General features: G+C 45.1%; 12 protein-coding genes and 1 tRNA gene. 3 read left to right on the top strand and 10 right to left on the bottom strand.

Features of this window, described 5'->3' with window-relative positions:
* Window position 1 precedes the first annotated feature (1 nt).
* A complete protein-coding gene (locus QUA40_RS04240) occupies window positions 2–5,350 on the bottom strand; it encodes an AAA family ATPase (protein ID WP_333122038.1) in 5,349 nt (1,782 codons plus the stop codon).
* Between the two features lie 443 nt (window positions 5,351–5,793).
* Here QUA40_RS04240 and QUA40_RS04235 point away from each other — a divergent pair, with 443 nt between their 5' ends.
* Window positions 5,794–8,262, top strand: coding sequence for an ATP-dependent Clp protease ATP-binding subunit (locus QUA40_RS04235; RefSeq protein WP_333122036.1), 2,469 nt, complete (start codon window positions 5,794–5,796; stop codon window positions 8,260–8,262).
* A gap of 108 nt (window positions 8,263–8,370) precedes the next feature.
* Here the strand turns inward: QUA40_RS04235 and QUA40_RS04230 are convergent, their stop codons facing one another.
* The 7 genes from QUA40_RS04230 to gshA all read right to left on the bottom strand — a co-directional run bounded on the left by QUA40_RS04230 (window position 8,371) and on the right by gshA (window position 19,138).
* Window positions 8,371–12,420: a hypothetical protein gene (locus tag QUA40_RS04230; RefSeq protein ID WP_333122034.1), complete on the bottom strand. Its 4,050-nt coding sequence runs from the start codon at window positions 12,418–12,420 to the stop codon at window positions 8,371–8,373.
* Between the two features lie 214 nt (window positions 12,421–12,634).
* Complete coding sequence (locus tag QUA40_RS04225) at window positions 12,635–13,174, bottom strand: redoxin domain-containing protein (RefSeq protein WP_333122032.1); 540 nt, start codon at window positions 13,172–13,174, stop codon at window positions 12,635–12,637.
* Window positions 13,175–13,286: 112 nt separating this feature from the next.
* Window positions 13,287–13,886: a peroxiredoxin gene (locus QUA40_RS04220; RefSeq protein WP_333122030.1), complete on the bottom strand. Its 600-nt coding sequence runs from the start codon at window positions 13,884–13,886 to the stop codon at window positions 13,287–13,289.
* A 126-nt stretch (window positions 13,887–14,012) separates the two neighbouring features.
* Window positions 14,013–14,085, bottom strand: a tRNA-Met gene (locus tag QUA40_RS04215).
* Between the two features lie 138 nt (window positions 14,086–14,223).
* Window positions 14,224–16,701 carry a peptidoglycan DD-metalloendopeptidase family protein gene (locus QUA40_RS04210; protein ID WP_333122028.1) on the bottom strand — a complete coding sequence of 826 codons (2,478 nt, stop codon included), beginning with the start codon at window positions 16,699–16,701 and terminating at the stop codon, window positions 14,224–14,226.
* A 582-nt stretch (window positions 16,702–17,283) separates the two neighbouring features.
* On the bottom strand, window positions 17,284–17,745 hold the full coding sequence (locus QUA40_RS04205; protein WP_333122026.1) for a tRNA (cytidine(34)-2'-O)-methyltransferase: 462 nt from the start codon (window positions 17,743–17,745) through the stop codon (window positions 17,284–17,286).
* 241 nt (window positions 17,746–17,986) lie between these two features.
* The gene (gene gshA / locus QUA40_RS04200) at window positions 17,987–19,138 is read right to left on the bottom strand and encodes a glutamate--cysteine ligase (protein WP_333122025.1); all 1,152 of its coding nucleotides are present in this window, start codon (window positions 19,136–19,138) and stop codon (window positions 17,987–17,989) included.
* A gap of 420 nt (window positions 19,139–19,558) precedes the next feature.
* On the opposite strand from gshA, the gene QUA40_RS04195 reads away from it, so the two are divergent.
* Window positions 19,559–20,602, top strand: coding sequence for an AI-2E family transporter (locus QUA40_RS04195; protein WP_333122023.1), 1,044 nt, complete (start codon window positions 19,559–19,561; stop codon window positions 20,600–20,602).
* Window positions 20,603–20,758: 156 nt separating this feature from the next.
* Here the strand turns inward: QUA40_RS04195 and QUA40_RS04190 are convergent, their stop codons facing one another.
* On the bottom strand, window positions 20,759–21,574 hold the full coding sequence (locus QUA40_RS04190; protein ID WP_333122021.1) for a cobyrinic acid a,c-diamide synthase: 816 nt from the start codon (window positions 21,572–21,574) through the stop codon (window positions 20,759–20,761).
* 324 nt (window positions 21,575–21,898) lie between these two features.
* Here QUA40_RS04190 and QUA40_RS04185 point away from each other — a divergent pair, with 324 nt between their 5' ends.
* The gene (locus tag QUA40_RS04185; RefSeq protein WP_333122018.1) at window positions 21,899–22,168 is read left to right on the top strand and encodes a Mo-dependent nitrogenase C-terminal domain-containing protein; all 270 of its coding nucleotides are present in this window, start codon (window positions 21,899–21,901) and stop codon (window positions 22,166–22,168) included.
* On the opposite strand, the gene QUA40_RS04180 is transcribed toward QUA40_RS04185, so the two are convergent.
* Window positions 22,076–22,276: a hypothetical protein gene (locus tag QUA40_RS04180; RefSeq protein WP_333122124.1), complete on the bottom strand. Its 201-nt coding sequence runs from the start codon at window positions 22,274–22,276 to the stop codon at window positions 22,076–22,078. The genes QUA40_RS04185 and QUA40_RS04180 overlap by 93 nt on opposite strands.
* Between the last annotated feature and the right edge of the window lie 580 nt (window positions 22,277–22,856).

Genomic DNA, 22,856 nt, shown 5'->3' with positions numbered 1-22,856 from the left:
TTCATGAATAAGGCAGCAGTATAGTAAACTCGCTTCCCTCTCCAGGTTCCGACTTACAAATTAACTTTCCTCCATGCTGTTCTACCACAATTTGATAACTGATAGACAATCCCAAACCAGTCCCTTTACCTACAGGTTTAGTAGTAAAAAACGGATCGAATATTTTACCCAGCACCTCCGAATTCATTCCCACACCATTATCAACAATGCGAATCGCTACTTGATTTCCTTCCGCGACTTCAGTGCAAATCTGAATTGTCGGAGTCTGTTTCGAGTCAACTTCACTCCCTCTTTCGCGACAAAAAGCATCAATCGCATTGGTCAGGACATTCATAAATACCTGATTAATTTCTCCCGGATAGCTGTTCACTAAAGGCAAATTGCCGTACTCCTTAATCACTTGAATATCAATTAATTTGTGATCCAAAATCATCAAGGTGCTGTCCATACCTTCGTGGAGATTAACCCATTTTCTATCGGATTCATCTAGCCGAGCAAAGTTTCGCAGCGACAGCACAATATCGCGAACCCTCGCAGCACCCACTCTCATGGAATCAATCATTTTAGTGAAATCATTCATCAAAAAATCTAAATCTATTTCCTCACTTTTATTTACTATTTCTGGTTCGGAATTTGGGTATTTATTTTGGTATAAACGTATTAAATCTAGTAAGTTTTGAGCGTATTCATTGGTGTAATGTAAATTTCCATAAATAAAGTTAATGGGGTTATTAATTTCGTGAGCAATTCCCCCTACCACTTCTCCTAAACTGGACATTTTTTCACTTTGGATTAGCTGCAATTGAGTGTGACGCAGTTCTTCCAGTGCAGTTTGCAATTTCTCAGTTCTTTGCGCTACTCGCGTTTCCAGAATAGTATAAAAACGGGCATTTTCTAGAGAAATAGCTGCTTGTGCAGACAATATTCCCAAAATTTCTAGCCTGTCGCTAGTAAAAGCACCCTTGGTTAAATTATTTTCTAAATAAAAAATTCCCGTAAGGTTGCCTTGATGGATAATTGGCAATACCAGGATAGATAGGGGTTGATTGAGCGCAATATAAGGGTCAAATTGGAATTGCTCGGATCGGGGAGCATCATCTAAAACCAAGTATTTTTGGGTTCTTTCTACATAGTTAATCAAGGAAATTGGGAGGATATCCGATTCGGCGATCGGGACAGATTGTAACACGGTAACATTATTAAACTTACCTGTAAGTCCAGCTTCTATGAATAATTGATTACCTGTCTTGGCAAGAAATAATACTTTTTGAGCGCCGGCGTTTTCCTTTACAAGCTGTACGAGTTTCTCTAGCAAGCGGCTGAGAATAATTTCGCTCGAAACAGCTTGAGATGCTTTGACAACTGTGGACAAGTCCAGCACAAAACTATTGTTGATAGTAGTTTGGGCAGTGGTGACAACATTTTTATACATTGCGTCTTGATGGCGCTCAACTAAATAATGATAACGAGATTCTAAGTCTTTAACTTTGGCTGTAGCTCCCCAGCGGATGTAAGCATAATAAGCTTTTGTCAGATAAGATCGAGCAATTATCTCTTTATCCCAAGATTCATAAAACTCTCCAGCTAATTCATAAGCTAATGCTTCTTCTTGGATGTAACCGTTAGCAGCCGCTCCTTTAATAGCTAAGTCATAATAATCCATGGCTACAAGTTTATCGCTAAAAATTCTAGCTTTCTCCGCTTCAACTAACTCGTACTTGTGCTGATAATTCATGGGTGCATGGTAGGCCCACTTTTTCATAATTTGCTGATTAGAGTTAACAATAGCTAGGGATGCTTCTTGATTGTCACTGTCAGAATAGTGAGCGAGGAGGGCTAGTGAATAGTAGAAATTGTGTACCGCAACAGTAATTAAGCCGATCGCCCCATCTGCGTATTCTGCCGCTAATTTACCGCGGGCAACAGCCCCAACATAATCTTTAAATAAATAAAGCAGCATCAATTCAGCAACATAAGCTGCAAACAGCGACATTCGATTATTTTCTTTCTGCCAACGCGACATTACAGAAGGTTCATCCAACCTGTCGCTAACTAATCGTACTTGCTCTGCTGTTTGGCTTATTAAGCTTGAAGCAATTACTTGCCAAATTTGAGCATAACCTATGGCAAATTCGTGTTTATTTTTAATTAAAAACTCCATATAAACGGCTTGTTTATCTTCGACATATTCTAGCGAGTTTCCCACCAAAAATAAACTGGTAATATAGTGCTTGCAATTATAAACTGCCCATTCTAAATCGCCAGTTTCGATACCAACTTTCATTCCTTCTAAAAAAGAAGCAAGTGTATTTTTAGTAGACTCTTTCCAGATTCTTATATGACCATTAAACATTACATAAACCTTAGCTTTCTGTTGGCTAGCATTAAATTGTTCTAGCAGCTTTAAAGAAATTAGTCCAGCGTAGTAGCCAGCTTCGATGTCGCCTTCGATTCCGCATAGAATCATTCCATAAAGAGTATAGGGAAAAGTAGCTAATGCTGAATGACCGTGCTCAATACAAAGATTGACCATAGTCAAGACGAGGGAGGACACAATTTCTGGTTTGGCAATATAAGCAGGAGGATAGAGGGCTGTCAGGATTTCCATAGCTGCCAGTTGATAAGGATCTGTCATAACTGGCAGATTTTCTAATTCCTCAATTCGCGGCAATTTTGGCACTGCAATGGTTTCGTTGTCTAATAAGTTTACTCCCAGCATTTGCAGCACTTCTAGACCTGTTTCAACAGCTTTTAGCATCTGACTTTTAGCCTGATAAAAAAGGATCTTGAGCTGATACACTTTCACTATATCAAGCTGGTCTTTAGCCGATCGCAAAACCATTTCCGCCAACTTTTCTGCTTGCTCAAAGTTGGTGTTTAAATATTCCGCTTCCAGCGTCTCTACATACAAGCGCAGCGTCATGCTATAGTTACGGTCCCAGCTATCCGGTGCTAGTAACGATATTCCCGCATTCAAATACTTAACAGCGGGTTCGTAAGCATTAGCTGCTTTTGCTTTATGTCCAGCAATTAAATTTAATCCTGCTAATTCATCTTTTTCTGATTGCAGGCTTAGATAATCACTTCCTACATTCAACTGGTTGATAATCTCAAAAATTTTCTCTTCTACTTGCTCGGCTGGCGTATTTTCAAACAGCAATTTACCGATGCTAAGATGAGTGGCTTTCTTTTCATCATCAGGAATCAGCGAATATGCAGCTTGCTGGACGCGATCGTGCAAAAACTTATAGCTGATTCGCGAAGAATCGAAATTTAAATTAGCTCCTGCTTCTCCATCTAAAAATAAAGGAATGAGGTAACTCTCATTCAAGGGAAGTATTAACCCCGCTTGCAAAGCATCCCAGAGTTCATTCGCAGTGACGGATGGAGATTTTGCGTTGACAGTAGAGAGAACATCTAAAGTGAATTTGTCCCCAACACAAGCCGCCAATTTCAAAACTTGTTGTGTAGTCTCTGGCAATTGTTGAATCCGATTGGCTACCAGTTCAACTACACTCTTATCTGTGATGCCAATAGCGTGAATCTCCTCAATGTTCCACTGCCACTCCCCTCTTCTTCCGGGAGACAGGAGCCGGGTAAAGTCAAATCTCAAAAGTTTTTCTTGATAAAGAGTGTTGAGCAATTGCGTCAAGAAAAAAGGATTCCCACCCGTTTTATTCCAAATTAACTCCGCTAAAGGTTGAATTCTTTCTGAGTCATTCAATGTCTCAGAAATTAACTCAGTCACCTGGGCTAAAGAAAGAGGTTCCAGCACTAAATTGTTGAAAATAATCCCCGTTTTTTGAAGGTGATCTAGTGTTTGCATTAAAGGATGTGTAGAGCTAACTTCATGGTCTCGATAGGCTCCAATTAATAGTAAATATTTGCTATCGGGGTCAGTCGCTAGCAATTCCATTAATTTCAAGGTCGCTGAATCTGACCACTGCAAGTCATCGATAAATATGACTAATGGATGCTCTTTTTGCGCGAATACGTGGATAAATTCTTTGAAGAGCCTGTTAAAGCGGTTTTGTGCTTCTGTGGGGGCAAGTTCCGCAACGGCAGGCTGTTTGCCAATTACCAATTCTAGTTCGGGAATCACGTCAATAATTACTTGTCCGGCATCGCCTAATGCGGCTAAAAGCTGATGTTGCCAATCTTGTAATTTTTTGCTATTTTCGGCAAGTAACTGCTGGATCAAAGATTGAAAAGCTTGAATTAAAGATGCGTAAGGTATATTCCGCTTGAATTGGTCAAATTTACCTGAAATAAAATAACCCCGCTGTCTGGTGATGGGTTTTTGAATTTCGCTAACTACGGCCGATTTGCCTATACCTGCATAACCAGACACTAGGATCAGTTCAATTTGGGAAGGGGAAGAATTTTCTTCGCAAGGATGAGCTACACGTTCAAATGCTGCCAATAGTTCGCTTACTTGTGTTTCCCGACCATACAACTTTTGAGGAATCAACAACTGACTCAATATATCTAAGTTTCCGGGGGTAAAACCGACTATCTGGCCTGTAGTTTCTAACTGATTTAAACAAATTTCTAAATCGGCTAACAATCCGCCTGCTGTTTGATATCTATGTTCGGCATTTTTTGCCATCAATTTCATCACAATTTGTGAGATAGCTGGTGGAATCTCTGAATTAATTTGATGGGGTACAATTGCTTGAGAGGCTATGTGACTGTAAACTATCTCTAACGGGTCGTTACTCATAAATGGTAATTGACCTGTCAGCATTTCATATAAGGTAATCCCGAGAGAATAAAAGTCGGTGCGGTAGTCTAGGGTGCGGTTCATTCTCCCGGTTTGTTCGGGAGATATATAAGCAAAAGTACCGACTATCGAGTTAATATTATTAATTTGGGGATTTTCTTTGGACAATCGTGAAGCAATCCCGAAATCTGTCAGTTTAATAATTCCTGTTTGGCTGTTGATGATGATATTGCTCGGCTTAATATCTTTGTGAATAATTTTTTGAAGGTGTATATATTCTAAGGTTTTTATGAGTTGGACGGCAAACCTCAAACAGGTGATGACTTCGAGCTTTTGTCTGGACATGAGGCGATCGATAGATTCGCCATTAAAGTCTTCTAAAAGCAAGCCGAGACGGTTGTCAAAGGTTTCTAGGCTAATGACTTTAACTAGGCCCGGATGATCTAAATGTTGGCGAATGCGATACTCGTGCTTGATCCGGGTAATTGCATCGAGGGTAGGATATTCAGCTTTCAGAATTTTGAGTACGGTTGTATCCTGGTGGGTGGGGATTTTTCCTCGATAAATAATCGTTTCGATACCTTCGTGGAGAGTGGACTTGATTTGGTATTGCGAGAGAAATTGCATGGAGTTCTGCTCAAAGTTGAAAATATATCTGATTCTAGTCGCTGTTCGCTGTTGACTGTTGGCTGTTTGCTGACGGCACGACCACTGTCAACCGTCAAAAGTCTTGACATGGCAACTGTTGTATGCTTAATTCAACCATGTACTTAGGGCAACAAAAATCAAGCTTTATTTACTCGTACAAGAAGATAATTTATAGATAAAATGATAGTATTCATGCAATCAAGCCATTTTGCTACTATTATTCTCAATTAATATCCGATCGACAGCGGACGGCAACCACACCCCTACTATTCGGGTCTCCCCACTGTCTCTCCCCCTTTAGCAAGATACATTGTTAAAGAAGGAAATACACAAAAATTTACATCTATAATTTGTGTAGTGTTCCAAATCGCTCCTCACCAGCAGCGATACAGCCCTCGCCAAGACAGTAGGATAGAAACAATATGTTTGAACGCTTTACAGAACAAGCCATTAAAGCAATCATGCTAGCCCAAGAGGAAGCGCGGCGCCTCGGCCACAATTTTGTAGGCACCGAGCAAATCCTCCTGGGACTCGTCGGCGAAGGCACTGGCATCGCTGCAAAAGTATTACTGGATATGGGCCTTAACTTGAAAGAGGCGCGCAATGAAATCGAAAATATCATCGGTAGAGGTTCTGGGTTCCTCCCGCCGGAAATTCCTTTTACGCCCCGCGTCAAGCGCATTTTTGAGACGGCGCTCAACGAAGCGCGGCAGTTAGGCCACAATTACATCGGCACCGAGCACATCCTGCTGGGGCTGATCCAAGATGACGAAGGGGTGGCGGGGAAGGTGCTGCAAAACTTGGGGATCGATCGCCAGAGAGTCCGCACGCAGGTAATTCGTGCCGTGGGAGAAGTCGCGGCGGTACCCGGAGGTAGGGGAGAAAGTGGCGATCGCAAAATCCCGACTTTAGAAGAATTTGGCACAAACCTGACCAAGTTAGCAGCAGCAGGCAAACTCGATCCCGTGGTGGGCCGCGAAAATGAAATCGAGCGCGTGATCCAAGTGTTAGGGCGCCGCACCAAGAACAATCCAGTGTTAGTAGGCGAACCGGGAGTCGGCAAAACAGCCCTCGCTGAAGGCCTAGCCCAGCGGATTGTTAATAGAAACGTCCCGGAAATTTTAGAAGACAAACAAGTAATCAGCCTCGATATGGGTTCGCTGATTGCTGGTACAAAGTTCCGAGGCGAATTTGAGGAACGGCTAACGAAAATCATGGCCGAAATTCGCGCTGCCGGCAACATCATTCTGGTGATCGATGAAATTCACACCTTAGTCGGTGCAGGCGCAATTCAAGGCAGCATGGACGCCTCCAATATGCTCAAACCAGCCCTTGCCAGAGGCGAATTGCAGTGTGTCGGCGCAACTACCTTGGACGAATATCGTAAGCACATCGAGCGCGACGCTGCCTTAGAACGCCGCTTCCAACCGATCAAAGTCGGTGAACCGAGCGTCGCTGAAACAATAGAAATATTGTACGGGTTGCGATCGGCTTACGAACAGCATCACAGACTGACAATTTCCGACGCAGCTTTAGAAGCAGCGGCTACACTGTCAGACAGGTACATTAACGATCGGTTTTTGCCAGACAAGGCGATCGACTTAATTGACGAAGCAGGTTCCCGCGTCCGCGTGATGAATTCACAAACCCCGCCCGAAGTTAAAGAGCTCAAAAAGCAACTGCCTGCAGTAACAAAAGAAAAAGATACAGCAGTGCGCGAGCAAGACTTCGACAAAGCTGGAAAATTGCGCGATCGCGAATTAGAAATTGAAGCCGAAATCGCCGAAGCTACGATCAACAAAAGCCAACTCAAAACTTCTCCCATCGTCACAGAAGAAGACATCGCCCACATCGTGGCTAATTGGACGGGAGTACCGGTCAGCAAGCTGACAGAATCCGAATCGGAATTGCTGCTGCACATGGAAGATACTTTGCACCAGCGCTTGATCGGTCAAGAAGAAGCTGTCAGCGCGGTTTCTAGGGCTATCCGTCGCGCGCGGGTAGGTTTGAAAAATCCGAATCGCCCGATCGCCAGTTTCATCTTTTCCGGGCCCACCGGCGTCGGCAAAACGGAACTTACAAAAGCCCTGGCAACTTATTTCTTCGGTTCCGAAGAAGCCATGATTCGGTTAGATATGTCCGAATTCATGGAACGCCACACCGTTTCCAAACTCATCGGTTCGCCTCCGGGTTACGTCGGCTACGACGAAGGTGGCCAACTCACAGAAGCAGTCCGGCGCCGTCCTTACACAGTCATCTTGTTCGACGAAATCGAAAAAGCTCACCCGGATGTCTTCAACATGATGCTGCAAATCTTAGAAGACGGCCGCTTGACGGATGCTAAAGGTCGGACAGTAGACTTTAAGAATACACTACTGATCATGACCTCAAACATCGGTTCGCGAGTGATTGAAAAAGGTGGTGGCGGTCTCGGTTTCGAGTTTGCTGAAAGTGCCGCAGACGGTCAATACAACCGCGTTCGCAGCTTGGTCAACGAAGAATTGAAACAGTTCTTCCGTCCCGAATTTATCAACCGCTTGGATGAGATTATCGTCTTCCGTCAGTTGAACAAGCCAGAAGTGAAGCAGATTGCAGACATCATGTTGCAGCAAGTCTTCGGCCGCTTAACCGAACAGGGTATTACTTTGTCGGTGACAGACAAGTTCAAGGATTTGTTAGTTACAGAAGGCTACAATCCCAGCTACGGTGCTCGACCTTTGCGCCGCGCCATCATGCGGTTGTTGGAAGATGTGCTGGCTGAGGAAATGCTGTCTGGGAAGCTGAAAGACGGCCAAAAGGCGATCGTTGATGTAGATGAAAACGGTCAGGTTAAGGTCTTGCCCGATGGTTCATCTGAGCCGAAATTGCCCGAATTCGCATTGAGCCATTAATGCACTCTACCAACGGGTAAATACTGTTGATTAAAAACCCGGTTTCTCGAAGAAGCCGGGTTTTTAATTAAAAAATACTGGTTAAAAAAAAGCAACTTATCGATAAATCTAATCCCAAGATTGCAATTGCACAACCCAATGCTGCACGAAAGCAGAAATGCGATCGCGCCGAGTTTCAAAAGTAGCAGCAATCCAGATAAACACAATCCCAAAAGCCAAACCAATCGCCCATTTTATCAGCGGATAATCGAATATCAGAACCACCAACTGATAGAAAACATTGATTAAAAAAATTCCCGTTCCCACAAACAAAAATGCCCGAACTCGCAGCGCCAAACCCGCTGCAATCGCCACTAAACTAAAAGCTCCCGCAACTAAACCGTGGCTTTGCTCAGTCAAAAGAGGTATTCCACAAACCAGCGCAGTTGCGAGCATTCGCAGAGTGTGGCGCAGCGGTTTTTGGGCTGGTAATTTGAGAGTGCGATCGAACTGAGCAACGTAAAGGAAAGAAAGTCCTAAAGGAGTAACATAAAACTCTGGCTGAGTCAATCCTATTTGCCAGAACCACCGCAGTATTATCCAGTCAATTATCGCCAAACTCACATAGGTAAAACGGACTTCCTGCCTTTCCCAAGCTAGGAAAACATAGAAGGTGGCAGCTATCAGCAAGCTAATCGGATAAAACTTTGCTGGACTTTCCAAAATAGTAACTATTGGAATCAGCCAAGCAATTACCTGCCAAGGTTTTTTTGACCAGCCCCAGTTGTCCCAAGGCAAAATGTAAATCAAATAGGCTAATAGAGAAGCGAGGGCAACTTTCCAAGGCCCCAGCGGCCCGGAAATATACTTAACTAAAGGTGTATTTATCCAGTAAAGCCGGATGCCAAAGGCTTCTAGCCAACCCAAGTAAATCCAAATTTCTGCCCATTGGCGATCGAGATTATTTCGCCCTTGCAAGAAAGCATATTGAACTAATAAAGCACCAGTTACTAATCCTAAAGTTAGGCCGGACTTAATATCATCGGTAGAAGCCCAAATCAGCAGCACACTGCTCAAAACCCAGTGCAGGTGAGCAAATATTTTTAACTCTGCATTAGTTAAATGTAAATAATTGCTGAGCCAAGGAGATAAAATGCGATAGATATATGTTAAAGTTGTGCCGAGAGTGCCCAGGACAATTAAGCCATCGCCCAAAGCTCCTCCCGGTGTTTGAAAAAGTTGATATAGTAGCGATTCGTAAGCAGCAACCGACACGCCAATTAATCCCAAATAAACTAAAGGTTTGAATTCTGACTCCCGCCTACCAATGCCGATCGCAATTAAAGACGCACCCAACACAGTTAAACCAGTCCAATTCGCAAAAGTGTGCGATCGGAAAGTTAAACCCAATACGCCGTAAGCCAAAGGTATAAAATGAATGCTAGGTAAAATTGTTGGATCGGGGTGGCGACGCCGCCACACATCGCCCAATAATTGCGTAGACAATCCGAGAGCGATATTAGCCACTGCCAAATTAATCGTAGTGCGATCGACAAAACTCAAACCAACTGCTGTCAACAACTCCAAACTCCAAGCCAAGGCATAAATTCCCAGAATGGAAAGTTGGCGTAAACTTCGGAAAACAATCGCAGCCATTATCACCAAAATAGCAGCCAAAACTTCAGCAGAGGGCGGGGAACTCAAGCTACTGCCTGCGTATAATTCAAAGGAATAAAAAGTAATAGTTGTTAACAGTAAGCCTGCCAGTAAGATTGCCCACTCATCTAAAGCTCGATCGTAAATTTGAGCTAATTGAGAAGGCTCAGGTAAACGGCTGGAAAAACGAACAATCATACTGCGAAGCAACCACAGAGACAAAACAGCGATCGCCCCGGCAATTCCCCAATCCCAACCCGACACAAAACCTAATTGATAAATCACCGCAGCTACGAAACTCAAGCCAAACCCCACTCCAATTGCAGCCGCTGGTATCTCGACTAAATAGTAAGTATTGACCAACATTAATCCGGCTGCAAAACCCAGACCAATTAACCGATATCCCGGAAAAATAAAAATTAGAACTTGTGCAAATATTAAGGCGATCGTACTAAAGGTACTGGCAACTTGTTTGTGAGGACTCCCAGTATATTTAGCAACACCAGTCAAAGCCAAAGGAGTCACCAGCCAGAGCAAACTCCACTGAGGGCGATGAGTGGCAGTACCCGTAATTAAATAATTTTGTAACAAGATAAAGCTGAATCCTGCTAATACTAATCCCAGATACCAGGAACTTTGAAACCATGCAGGATGCCAGCGTAAAAAGGCAGAGTTTTCTCGGGAATTTGCTGCTTTCATCCAGACAAAAAATACCCATTCACTAGCCATGAATATTAATAATATTGCCGACCAAATATTGGGCGTCAGGTTTGGGACAAATAAGTCAATTGCCGAAGCGATCGCGCTTAAACCAATAATGTGAGTTATGGGAACCAAAATTGCCGGATTTCCCAGTTTTTCAGCCGCATAAGCCGGCCTCGCAACTCGGCGGTAATTATCTGGAATTACGTATTTCCAAGTGATCCAACCTAAAGTTAAAGTAGATACCAATAAATTGAGCGATTGCCAAAACGGATTGACAAAACTAATAACAGTTAAAACACTCCCGAAACCGAGAGCAAGGTTTTCGCCAAAACGGGCAAGTTGAAACTTTCGCTTGCGGTAGAGCCATTGGGCCACACTTACCATTAAAATTAAATAAGGCAACAGCAGAACACCCCAAAAAGCCCAAGGAGTTTGCTGAGAGTTTGTAAGCTGAGTTAAAAATGCAACAAATGGTGTTTTAATCCCTAAAGGAAGCACTCGCCAAAACAGCCAAATACTCTGAAGTCCCACCGCCTCAAGCATTAGCAAATCAAACTCTTGCCAAAACCGCACTAAACGGTTATAAAAAAACCAAACAGCCAATCCGCTAACTGCGATCGCCTGTAGCGGAATGTCGCGAAAACAAACCAGATATCCCAAACCCACCAAACCCATTCCCGCTAATTGCCATTTAAAAAAATTGCTGGGATTTGGCTGGTCGGATATATTATTTTCAAGAGTCTCAGATGCGAGGGGGTGCTGCCAATCTAGCCATGCTAAAAGCACGCCACAAATCGCCAAAGCTAAACCCATTTCAGCGATATTTACATTCTTGACAAATATCGCCCTGCCCAGTAAAATCCCTAACGAATAAGCTACTAAAGCCGCTTTTTTGTAAGTCAGAAAATCTCTGCTCAAACTGAAAGCAGCGGGGAATGTTTCAGTATTTCCTCCGCGTTGGAGAGATTGCAATCGTTGTTGCTGAACTTGATAAACTGTAGCAGCAGCAGTTCCCACTGTACCCAAATAAACCGCAGCCAGGGAAAAGCCTCCAAATGCCCACCCCCAGTGCAAATAACTCAATCCCAAGTGATTTAGGGCGATCGACCGAGTGATGTTTTTTCCTGAAAAGCTTTGATATTGATCTTTTATAATCCGGGCAGTTATCCAAGTCAAAATAAGTGCCGCTGCGATTGCTACCGCCCAATCCCAAGGATACCGCCACAATCCAAAAGTATCCATTGCCCAAAAATTGATCGGCACTAGCAACAGCGTCACTTCTTGCAAAGTTTGAGCAGTCAAGTGCAAGTTATGCTGTCTGTTTGCCCAACTGCTAATCGCCCAAAAGGTTAAAGTATAAGCTAATAAAACTCCATATTGTCCGGCGGCAGGAAATCTTTCCCACTGACTGGCAGCTAAGACTCCAGAGGAGACAACTACCATGAACACTCCTAAAAACAACAGCCACACCACGCTAATTTCTGCCATTAGCGAGTGCAAAATTTGAGCTATAAAATTAGGGGTTTGAGTAGTTTCTGTGGGCGTAGCAACGCTTTCTCTGCTGCTACGTAATGCTTGAGGCGTTGATAAGGCAGGTACTTTTGGCTCGCCAATAGGAGCTGGCTGGTTCTCTATTTCAGAAAGGTCTACAGCGGGATCTCTGAGTGGGCAGACTAAATACTGTCGGCACAATTCCTCAACCTCAGCGGGCGAAAGTAAACCTAGCCGCAGCCACGCATCTAAACCTGTCAACAACTCAGGATGCGACCCTAAGACGCTCAATTCAATTTTGCTCGATCGATCTTTGGGAGACGACATTGGCTTAAACTTGTACTCAGTACCTTTAAGCTATAGCCTAGATTAATGTCGATCGAAGATGGCAACATTCAGCCATCTAAATTGGCACAATAAGTATTTATGACTAAAGAGCTGTAGCAGCCAGTGTCAATTTATGAAAAAATCCCGCTGATGGGCCTACACCAGCGTGCATCAGCGGCTAAAAACTCCAAATTAGGACACAGCAGCGGTGTCCTTACCGATCAACATATTTCAACAAAGTGTCCACACTAGCATTGTGGTCTATGAAAGAAAACAAATGTTTGAAGAGGAGTTTTCCATCTGTATCCAAAACAAACTGAGCGGGCAAAGGAGCACCTAAAGCCTGACCGACTTGATAAGCCCGAAAAACTTGACAGCCTGGATCAGACAGCAGAGGCATTTTCAATCCTAAATCTCTAACCACAATTTGGCTTTGGCGATCGTCGGTACTGGCAACCATCAATAATTCTATATTGCGATCGGCAAATTTTTCCCAGTTTTCATTCAAAGCTTTAATGTGAGGAAAACAGAAAGGGCAATATTGTTTTTCAGTAAAAATCCGCGTAAAAGCCAGAACTACCGGCTTATCGCCCCGATAATTCGACAGTCGCACCAATTTGCCATTATTAATATCCGGCAATTCAAAATCTGGCGTCCTCTGTCCCATGTTCAGAACATTAGTCGCCGGAACAGGCAATAAATTTTGGAAAAACCGCTGATTTAACAAGCCGCTAAAATTAGTAGAAGTCAGCATATTTCCTAATTGGGTAATGGCTAATTGCTAATTGGTAATTAAAAATCCGGTTAAATAAATGCCTCTGCGGGTACGGACACGGCAGCGCCGTGTCCATACAAATATAATCTGCTTAAACCGCAGCAAAGAATACCTTAGACTTGACAGGATCGGGAGTCATGGTCTTGTCACCGGGCTGCCAGCCGGCGGGACAAACTTCATCGGGGTGAGACTGGACGTGTTGGATAGCTTGCAGAGTGCGGAGAGTTTCGTCCACGTTGCGGCCGAAGGCAAGATTGTTGATAGTAGAGTGTTGGATGATGCCTTCTTTGTCGATGATGAACAGACCTCTGAGGGCAATGCCTGCTTCTGGGTCGAGGACGTTGTAGTCAGAACTAATTGTTTTTTTGAGGTCAGCAACTAAGGGATAGTTAAGGTCGCCGACACCGCCTGATTTGCGGTCTGTTTGTATCCAAGCGAGGTGAGAGAATTCGCTGTCAACGGATACGCCGAGGATTTCGGTATCGATTTTCTTGAAGTCCTCGAAGCGATCGCTAAATGCTGTAATCTCAGTCGGGCACACAAAGGTGAAGTCCAAGGGGTAGAAGAACAGGACTACATACTTTTTTCCTTTATAGTCGGACAGTTTAACTGTCTTGAATTCCTGATCCACTACGGCTGTTGCTGCGAAATCAGGTGCAGCTTGACCAACCCGGAGGCATTCACTGGTCATAGATTTTGTTTCCTTTTTTACGAACTGTTACAAATATATCATACTCATAACGACTACAAGTATCTTCTCGATCAATCAAAAAAAGACGCTCTCAAATTTGAGAGCGCGGTTTTTTTAATTAAATCATGGCTCAGGCGGGATTTGAACCTGCGACCTTGGGCTTATGAGTCCCCTGCGCTAACCACTGCGCCACTGAGCCAAATCTACTTCACGATTTACTATCATAGCACGGTAGGGCGAGCTATGTCTTCTTTTTAAACAACTGAATTTCTAATAACTTCTAGTAAAAGTTATGAGTTTTGGTAATCATTCAAAACCCATAACTTCCGACCAGTCGTTACCGAGAAGCGCTGGACGCATCGTCTGGCAGAAAAGCCATTGGATTGATAGCACCCTGTCCGGCGGGATGGACTTCAAAGTGCAAGTGTGGCCCGGTACTAAAGCCCGTGCTGCCCATTTCGGAAATCTGTTCCCCTTGAGCGACTTTCTGACCCTTTTGCACCAAAATCCGGCTGTTGTGGGCATAGAGAGTCTCAGTGCCGTCTGGATGGGTGATTTCCACCAGATTGCCGTAGCCGCCGTCGTTCCACTCAGCATAGGTAACCACCCCGTCAGAGGCTGCCACAACTGGCGTGCCGATCGGCCCTGCAATATCAATTCCCTTGTGCATCCGTCCCCAGCGCCAACCGTAGCCAGAAGTGAGAACGCCCTTAGACGGCCAAATAAACCCGTTAGCCGACTGTTGTTTGCCGTTAGGCAGATAAGTATCAGCGCCCGAAAGCGGAGGCAGTTCCGGAGAAACCATGCGTCCCAAAGACGGGTTGCTTAGGGGATCGTAACCGTCGGCTCCCAAAGGAGCAGTTGCTACCACAGGCCCCTGCTGAGCAGAGGTCGGTGTCAGGTTGATCGGTTGTAGTTCCGCTGCGCGAGCGGGGTCTAAACGCTCTTGCTGCTGTTTCTGAACCTGCTCAGACCAGGCTCTCGATGGCGGTCTGCTGATTTCATTCTGCACCGCCTCCGTATAGTCGGGGGTGTAGAGATATGGATTGACACTTGGCCTATCCTCAGACGGGTTGACCGAGGGCCCGTCAGTTGGAGTCAGGGACACCGCATTGGCGCCGATCGAACTGCGCGACGCACGATATTCCTCTCGCAGCCTGACCACTTCTGCTCTCAAGCGTTCTGAATAAGGGTTGAGAGCTTCTGCGGTGGGGAGAGTCTCCGAATTCGACTCTGGTAAAGCGCTAGTTGGATCGGCATTTGAACCCTGAGCGCTAGTATTTGCCACGAAGCTGATCTGCTGCGGGTATGCTCCCGTAGCGATGGCGGTAGTAGCATTGGCACTGGCTGGCCCAGGCAGGGCACTGGTGTCAACTGCACCTGTAAATGTTGGTTCGCCTTGAAGCTCCAGCTTCCGTGGATCGCTAATGGTTTGGGAAACTTGAGTCAGCGGAATGCTGTTAATTTGGGGAACCATCGGCGCTGAAATATTGTTCAGACCTTCCAGGTTCTCCAGGGGTGAGACAACAGGCACTGTGGGCGCGGGAGCTGCAACGCCAGCACCGGCTATTTCCGAGGTAGACGAGCTGGGGTTCAAAGATGCGGGAACCGAACTCGCCGCCCAGACAGATGTAGAGTTGGAGGCAGAATAAGAGGCTGCCGCCTGCACCCCTGGATTTTTAAACCCAACTTGGGGAATTTTGAGCCGTTGATTGACATTCAGCAAGTTGGGGTTGCCGAGCTTGTTGACGGAGATCAGATCTTTGGGCGATACGCCGTGACCTTTGGCGATCGCATCTACCGTATCTCCCGAACGCACGCTGTAGAGAGCCTCAGCCGGCGCGGCGGTACTTCCCGCAGGGGGGACTACCACAGCCGAGGGCAAACTGGGTGTTGCCAAAGACTGTTCAATTGACTCGAATGCTCGATCGGGCGATGCTGCTTGACCGACCCCGGAATTGGGAATTACAGGTGTGGCCTTGAGGTCAGGAATAGTTGTCTCAGTTGCAGATCCGGGGGATGTCAGCGTCGGTGCTGACTCCGGCAAAGATGCCGCAGGTGTAGATAAATTTGCTCCCCCTTCATACCCTAACAGGGCCCGACCAGATTCTGTGGTGCGGTTTTCCTGTTTTTTCAAACTGTCGATCGCCCCGTCTGCATTCGGGATGTCGATCGAACTTTGTTCCGGTACCGTCGTGACCAGCGGGGTCGCTGCGGTTGATGGCTGCGCTGTCAGGGCAGCACTATCCAACGGCTCGGAGCCAGTCAGATTTAACTTTTCTTCGGGATTGACCGCCGCTGCGCGCTCTAGCGATGCCACGGCGGTATCGGCGGCGTTCTGTTGTGGCGCGGCTCCCGGAGCCAGAGGAATTGTCAGTTCTTGACCAACTTGGAGTAGGGTATCGGGTTTAATGTCGTTGGCAGTTGCTAGTGCCAACGGTTCAACTTCATAGTCCCGAGAAAGCTCCCAAAGGCTTTGCCCCTGCTGCACATTCACCGCCACCGGGTCAGAAGGTGATCCGGGCTGTTCGGCCCTGGAACCGTCAACTTGTGCCGAGGTAGCAGGCCCGTTGGCCGAGAATGGCTGTACTTCAGCGGTGGATTCAGATGTCGGTGCGAGTTCAGACGCGCGAGCGCTGTCTCCATTTCTCGGTAGCAGGATGCCAGAAGCACCTACCGATATTGCCAGCCCGAGCGTGGCGAGAGAGCGAACTCTGCCTGTGCTGAGCGTTGTCTGTTTGGATGGTTCCGCAGAACCGTCTCTGTCGATTTCACTAGCCTGAACAGGCTTAATTTGGGGATATGTTCGTTTCAAAAAAACGACCTCCTACTGAGAAGCGCTAACTGTCCTTGGAAACACTCAAGGGGATCGCATGACGCTGAGTTTAAATCAACAAGCAAAAATATTCTGATTGTTGACAGCTATCATGCTTAGGCCAGATTACCTTGCTTTTTTAATTTAGACAAGCTCAAACCGTCAGAAATTTTAAAATTCTCGGTCAAACCTGCTGCAATTAACCCCACAAGCCTTACACCGTAATAGCTGGAACGAATACATAAAATATTCGTTCCGGTAAGGTTCTGAACTCTTACCTATTATCTGACTTTATGCTAATTTCCGGACAGCCTACAACCGTATATTTACTAGATATAGTGTTCAGACCCAAGCTGGTGCTCGCTCACGCCCTAAATCTCTAAAATCCTCGGTTTTTGTTGCTGAATCATCTTGTGAGTAATTTGGTGTTGCTGATAACAATCTGTTTTTGAATGAATAAAATATATTAATGTCGGCTATCTAGATTTTTACCCCTTTGATACAAATTTCTTATATTAAAATGGAGATTTTGCCACCTCCGGTAGCTATTAAATATCTATATATTTATGTGTTGATAATGATTTATCCCAGCTCGCCCAACTGTCGTTTAGCCTCAAATAAACCCACAGCGGCGCTGACGGAGAGGTTCAAACTCCTGACTCCAGGCTGGCTCATCGGAATAAAAACTGTGGCGTCGCAGGCATCCAAGACGAATTGGGGAATGCCTACAGTTTCCGAGCCAAACATCAGCCAGTCGCTGGGCTGAAATTGGAATTGCGCGTAATTGCATCGCCCCCCAGTGCTGAATCCGATCGATCGTCCCCCGCGCTGCTGCCGACAAGCCTGAAAAGCCGCTAAGTCTTCGTGGCAGTGGAGATTGACGTAGGGCCAGTAATCTAAGCCGGCCCGTTTCAGGTAGCGATCGCTAATTTCAAACCCCAGCGGGCCCACTAAATGCAGTTCAGTGCCTGTGGCAGCGCAAGTGCGGGCGATATTGCCAGTATTCGGGGGGATTTGCGGGTGAATCAAGACAAGTTGGGGCATGAAGCTAATTAAAAGCGAAGAATACAGCTATTGGGAAATTTATAAAACTACCCACAGGTAGATATACCTTATAGCTTTTATTTATAACCTTTGTCGAGCTCCATTGATTAAATATTCTGATTTGTTTTAAGGGCGGCGCTCTGCAAATTTTTCGCGGGAGGTTCCGGCTATTTTTATTATTGGCTGAGTACGCATACTCAGGGGGCTAGTGAAAGCCCCCGTTATAATAACGGCGGGTACTTCAGGCAACTAACTGGGCGCACAAGTTGTCTTCTAGCTCCCATTCTTGGTGCGCCATGCCATTAATCCCTTGCAGAATAATACTGCGGGTGTCCGAACCGCCCTCGTGTAGCTTCAACCACTGCTGGGCCGTGTTGCCTTCCCGGAGAATCTTTTTGAGTGGCGAGAGAAAGCAGCTAAAGCCGCGTTTTTTGGCTATAGGCCACACTTCTCGGTAAATTTCCTCAATCCAATCCCGTGCCAGAATAGTTCTGCCGTCTTGCCAGTGGGTGAGTTCGGCATCCAAACTTTGCCGGGATGCAGCAATTTCGTTGGCGTCGGTGAGGGCAACTAAGTCTTCGTTGCGGGTGGCCGCCGGTAAGGTACTGAGTTCTAAGGGGTCTAAGCTGGGGTCTTCCATCATCTGCCAAATGCGAGCTTCTAGTAAGGCAGTGATGGCTAACAAAGCCAGAGGATTGACTTCGAGGTCGCAAATTCTCAGTTCGAGGCGGTTGAGACAGTAGGGGCGACGATCGCCATTTGGGCGCACGGCAGACCACAAATGGCGGACATTTTGCATGGTGCCGAGTTCTAACTGTTCTTCAGTCCACTGAATGTAATGCTTGTGACTCTCAAACAGGGGGACGATGGCTGGAGTTTTGGGAAACAAACCCCACCGAGTGGAATGATAGCCCGTTACTTCGCCGTCGAGGAAGGGGGAAGAGGCGCTCAAGGCAAGGTATAGCGGTGCTTCGACGCGGGCAAGGCGGATGGCCCGCATCAGCATTTCTGGTTGGGAGATGCCGATGTTGATGTGAATGCTGGCGGTGACGACTTTGGTGCCGTAGGTTTGCTCGATGTAGGTGTGGTAGGGGTTGTTGGGATCGGATCGGTAAAATCGATCGCTCCCTCCGAGAGACAAGGTACTTCCCGGCAGCAAGGTATAGTCGCCCAATTGTTTTAAATACTCGCGCAGCCGGACTCGTGGCTTGACTAAGGCACACAACAGGCGATCGTAGCTGCACAGCGGGGCGGTCGTGTACTCCACATTACGGCTATCAGGCTCCCGGACAAATCCCTCTAGATCGGCAACTATGCGATCGGAGAGGCCAACAACCTCACCTTCGGGAGTGCCGGTATACATTTCTACTTCAAAGCCTTTTGATAGCAGCACGTTTATTCCTCAGCTAAGTTGAGTGCTAGTTTCAAGTATCCCAAAAATTGACCTGTTCATACTATCTTCCACAAGGCAGAGTTGAAATTTTTCGCGACTGGCACTGAAACCCGATTTTTCGGCGCCGGCAAGTTTGAGCGTTTGTGTGTTAGTTGGTTGCGGGTCGGCAGCGACAAATACTTCCCTCGCAAAGAGTTTCCAAGGCGGTTTTAGACTCAAAAAGGCTGTTTGTTCGATCGCGAGCGTGTTTCATAGGGCATTCGTGACGATCGAACTTATGGTGAATAGAACCCACTCCTGCCTCAGTTCGACATCTGTTTTCTGCCTAGAGGAGGATAGCCGCAGATATATCTTGGGTGGGATTCTAAAAGAAGGCTCTGCAATATTTTTGAGCTATAATATTAACCCCTAAAAATCCCTGTGAAAGAGCAAGAAAGAACCCCTCCCAATTTTTGGAATATGCTAAGCAATTTAGCCTTAGTCCGGTTTTTGCTTTTATTTGCTTCTGGTTGGGCTGGACTGCAACTTTTAGCTTACTTTGAAACAGCAGTTGCGGTTTTCACCATTGCTGCACTCGTAGCTTTTTTGCTCAACTATCCGGTGCGAACTCTCCAAAGATTTTTACCGCGAAGTTTAGCTGTCGCCTTCGTTGTCTTGCTCACCATTTTTGTTTTGGGCTGTCTCACCGTCACTGTAGGCGTCACTCTTTTATCTCAAGGACAGCAATTAATTGACAGCATGACTGAATTTGTGAATGCTCTGGGGCCTCTGTCCGAGCGCATCGAAGCATTCCTGCGGGCGAGAAACCTGCAAGTTAACCTGCGAGTTATTGAGGAACAACTGCGAAATCAAGCTTTGGCTGGAGTTGTTTCGAGTCTTGCTTTTTTACAAGTACTTTTAACTAATTTAGTGAATTTAATATTAATTATGGTGGTGGCTTCTTTCATGTTACTTGATGGAGAGAGGCTGTGGCTGTTGGTTCTCAAATTTATACCTCGCCACCTGCATAGACGTTTAAGTTTAACAATAGAGCGAAACTTTTTAGGATTTTTTCAGGCACAAATTCTGTTAATGTTATTTTTGACAACAGCAAGCTTTGTAATTTTCCTGCTGTTAGATGTGAGATTTCCTTTAGTTTTAGCATTTATTGTCGGATTGTTTGATTTAGTTCCGGGGATCGGAGCGACGCTGGGAATTAGCTTAGTGTGTTTTATTGTATTGTCTCAAAATGTGTGGCTAGCTTTAAAAGTATTGGCAGCTTGCATTGTTTTGCAGCAAATTCGAGACAACTTTATTAATCCGAGACTCATGCAAAATTCCCTTAACCTCAATCCGGTAGTGGTGTTTTTTGCACTGTTAGTAGGCGCGAGAGCGGCAGGACTTTTAGGCATATTTCTGGCTATTCCGCTCGCGGGAGTGATAGTTAGCTGGTTTGAAATTGAAGAAATGCAAGCGGAAGGTTAATTGATACAGCCATCCTATTTTATATCAAATCAGGCTGAAAAATTCGGTTTTAACTTACCGACTACAAGTCCCATGTTTCAAAAACTCTCCTGTACCCAACGCCAAACTAAAAGTAAAGAGAAAAAAGCAACGTATGGTACACATTACTGCGTCACGTCAATGAATAAATTGCAAGTCAGTAGGAAATCTTTCTTCTTCTGGTTCTGGATCATAAATGTAATCGCAGTCAAAACGCAGAGCTTGAGAGTGGCGGCTGATAGAAAATCCGCAATTACTCACCATTTCTGTAGTAAAAGTTGCCATGACTAACTCAATGAGCTTTCTGTAGGAAATGTTAGGTAGTTGAACGTAATAGGTGCGTCTGGCAAAAAAAATTCTCTCATCTTTCGGTAGAATTATGCCATTAATTCTGTGTGCGTGTTGAATCGGCTTAATATAGGTTTCAATAAACTGGGACTGATTTTTTTGCAGTCTCGCTAATCTTTCGTGTTGCAACCAGCTCATTTGAAACACAATTTTAATAAATTCAAAGCCCAAAATGTAGTTAAAAACATTATTGCGTTCTTCTGTATTCAAGACGAAGCGGAGTGCAGATTCTAAATATTGGTCAGTTTCTCGGCGGGATTGTTGAGCAGAGTGGATATAAAATTGTTTGATGTAGCTTCTTAAATCTGATTCGTTTAATTGTTTTTTGACTCGAAATCTGATTAAATACTCTTTGACTCGGTGTAGAGTATCTACATCTTCAAACATTTTTGAGACTAAACCGTCGGCTGTATAATCATCTAAAAATTCTGCTTGCAAGTCGGGAGTAGATGCACACAATATGTAGCAGAGGGACAATACATAGCGCCGTTGGTTCCAAGGCAAGCTTTGGGCCCATTCTTTAACTTCTAGAGGCAGTTTTTGGAGCACGGTATCTGTGTGGGGGAGTTGAGCAAGGTCGGCATATTTATGTTTTTGTTTAATCATTGCCTGAAACCTTATATTAGTAAGTATACAGAGTAGTAGATCGCAGATGATGGGAGAGGCGATCTGCGAGGGAGGGCTGCCACTTATTCTGTCTTATTTTCTTGCCATCTATCTAAATATACATTCTGGAGGGAACTGATGGGGTGATCTGTCTCACACTTTAGTGAGTTTTAAATCACCAATGCTAGCTCTTCGCATCACATTTTGCGACTGTGAGTGTCACCCATAAAACTTATTCAGGTCACCGGAGCAACAGTGGGTTTCGTTGAGGATTAAGTCGAGTGATTCATCAGTTTTTGTTAGTAATGATTACTGAGATCAATCATGAACTTGACTATAAGTATTTTCCCGGGAAATCAGTGCCCAGACTTAACTTTTTGCGATCGGCTCGTCCAACAACTGCGCCAGTGGCTTGATAACATTACAGTTGGAGATCCGCAAGTAGCTCGGTGGTTGTGCCAACTTATACCCGCGCGGTGTCCTTTTGAGAGAGATATCCAGCTATTGGGTCACCATCTTTTCCACATACCGCCTATGTGCAAGCTTAATCCTGTCGTCCTCGTCGCGAATGATATCGAATGCACCAAAATTTAAACCCAACTCGTCAAGCATTTGATGAAGTTTGTTGAGGTAATCCATCGGCAGCTTGTCGGGAACGTGAACGAGTTTGTCTGGTTCAGTGACGCGCCAATCTAAGGTCACGTCTGAATCCTTGGTATGTTCGGCATCAATGCGGCAAACAAAACTTTGCTTGCCAATTAATGTAACGCGATATTCTGCTTTTTTTGACTGCGTTTTTGAATAAAGACGGGTGCCAATCGAATACTGTCTCGAAATGCTTCAAGTGTTTCGACATCAATGGAACGAGTATAGCAAACCTACTGTTTTTCATCATTTAAGAATCCCGAGTAACGCATCGATTTAACAATGCACTTTCCGTGTTGTGCCACAAATTTGCAAGCTGCTTCGTATGAATTAGTTACAAGTGTTGGAGGGATAGTAATTCCCAGTTTTTGAGCAATGGGAATCTGATTGATTCGATGAGATGGCAATCTCATCGTGTAGTAGTTATTGATACATTTAGCTTTCGGATAGAGTCCAGATAGAGAAGAAATCAAATATTTTGTTTCTTCTTGACAATACTTAATTGACCAGGGTGCATCTCACTTTTGCGAATGTGTCACAAAAGAGTTAAAATGAAAAAGCTAGTAAAATCGTCAAATAAAGATGAGGTAAATAAAATGACACCATCAGACCAACAACAGCTAAAAGCCCACTTAAA

This window comes from Microcoleus sp. Pol11C3, from assembly GCF_036701485.1.
Taxonomy (GTDB): Bacteria; Cyanobacteriota; Cyanobacteriia; order Cyanobacteriales; family Microcoleaceae; genus Microcoleus.
The sequence above is the reverse complement of the archived record's forward strand: the minus strand, read 5'-3'. Positions and strand labels throughout refer to the sequence as shown.

Bases quoted from the DNA above. Each gene is read 5' to 3' on its own strand.
- QUA40_RS04240 (WP_333122038.1), bottom strand. From the start codon at position 5,350: ATGCAATTTCTCTCGCAATACCAAATCAAGTCCACTCTCCACGAAGGT.
- QUA40_RS04235 (WP_333122036.1), top strand. From the start codon at position 5,794: ATGTTTGAACGCTTTACAGAACAAGCCATTAAAGCAATCATGCTAGCC.
- QUA40_RS04230 (WP_333122034.1), bottom strand. From the start codon at position 12,420: ATGTCGTCTCCCAAAGATCGATCGAGCAAAATTGAATTGAGCGTCTTA.
- QUA40_RS04225 (WP_333122032.1), bottom strand. From the start codon at position 13,174: ATGCTGACTTCTACTAATTTTAGCGGCTTGTTAAATCAGCGGTTTTTC.
- QUA40_RS04220 (WP_333122030.1), bottom strand. From the start codon at position 13,886: ATGACCAGTGAATGCCTCCGGGTTGGTCAAGCTGCACCTGATTTCGCA.
- QUA40_RS04205 (WP_333122026.1), bottom strand. From the start codon at position 17,745: ATGCCCCAACTTGTCTTGATTCACCCGCAAATCCCCCCGAATACTGGC.
- QUA40_RS04190 (WP_333122021.1), bottom strand. From the start codon at position 21,574: ATGATTAAACAAAAACATAAATATGCCGACCTTGCTCAACTCCCCCAC.
- QUA40_RS04185 (WP_333122018.1), top strand. From the start codon at position 21,899: ATGAACTTGACTATAAGTATTTTCCCGGGAAATCAGTGCCCAGACTTA.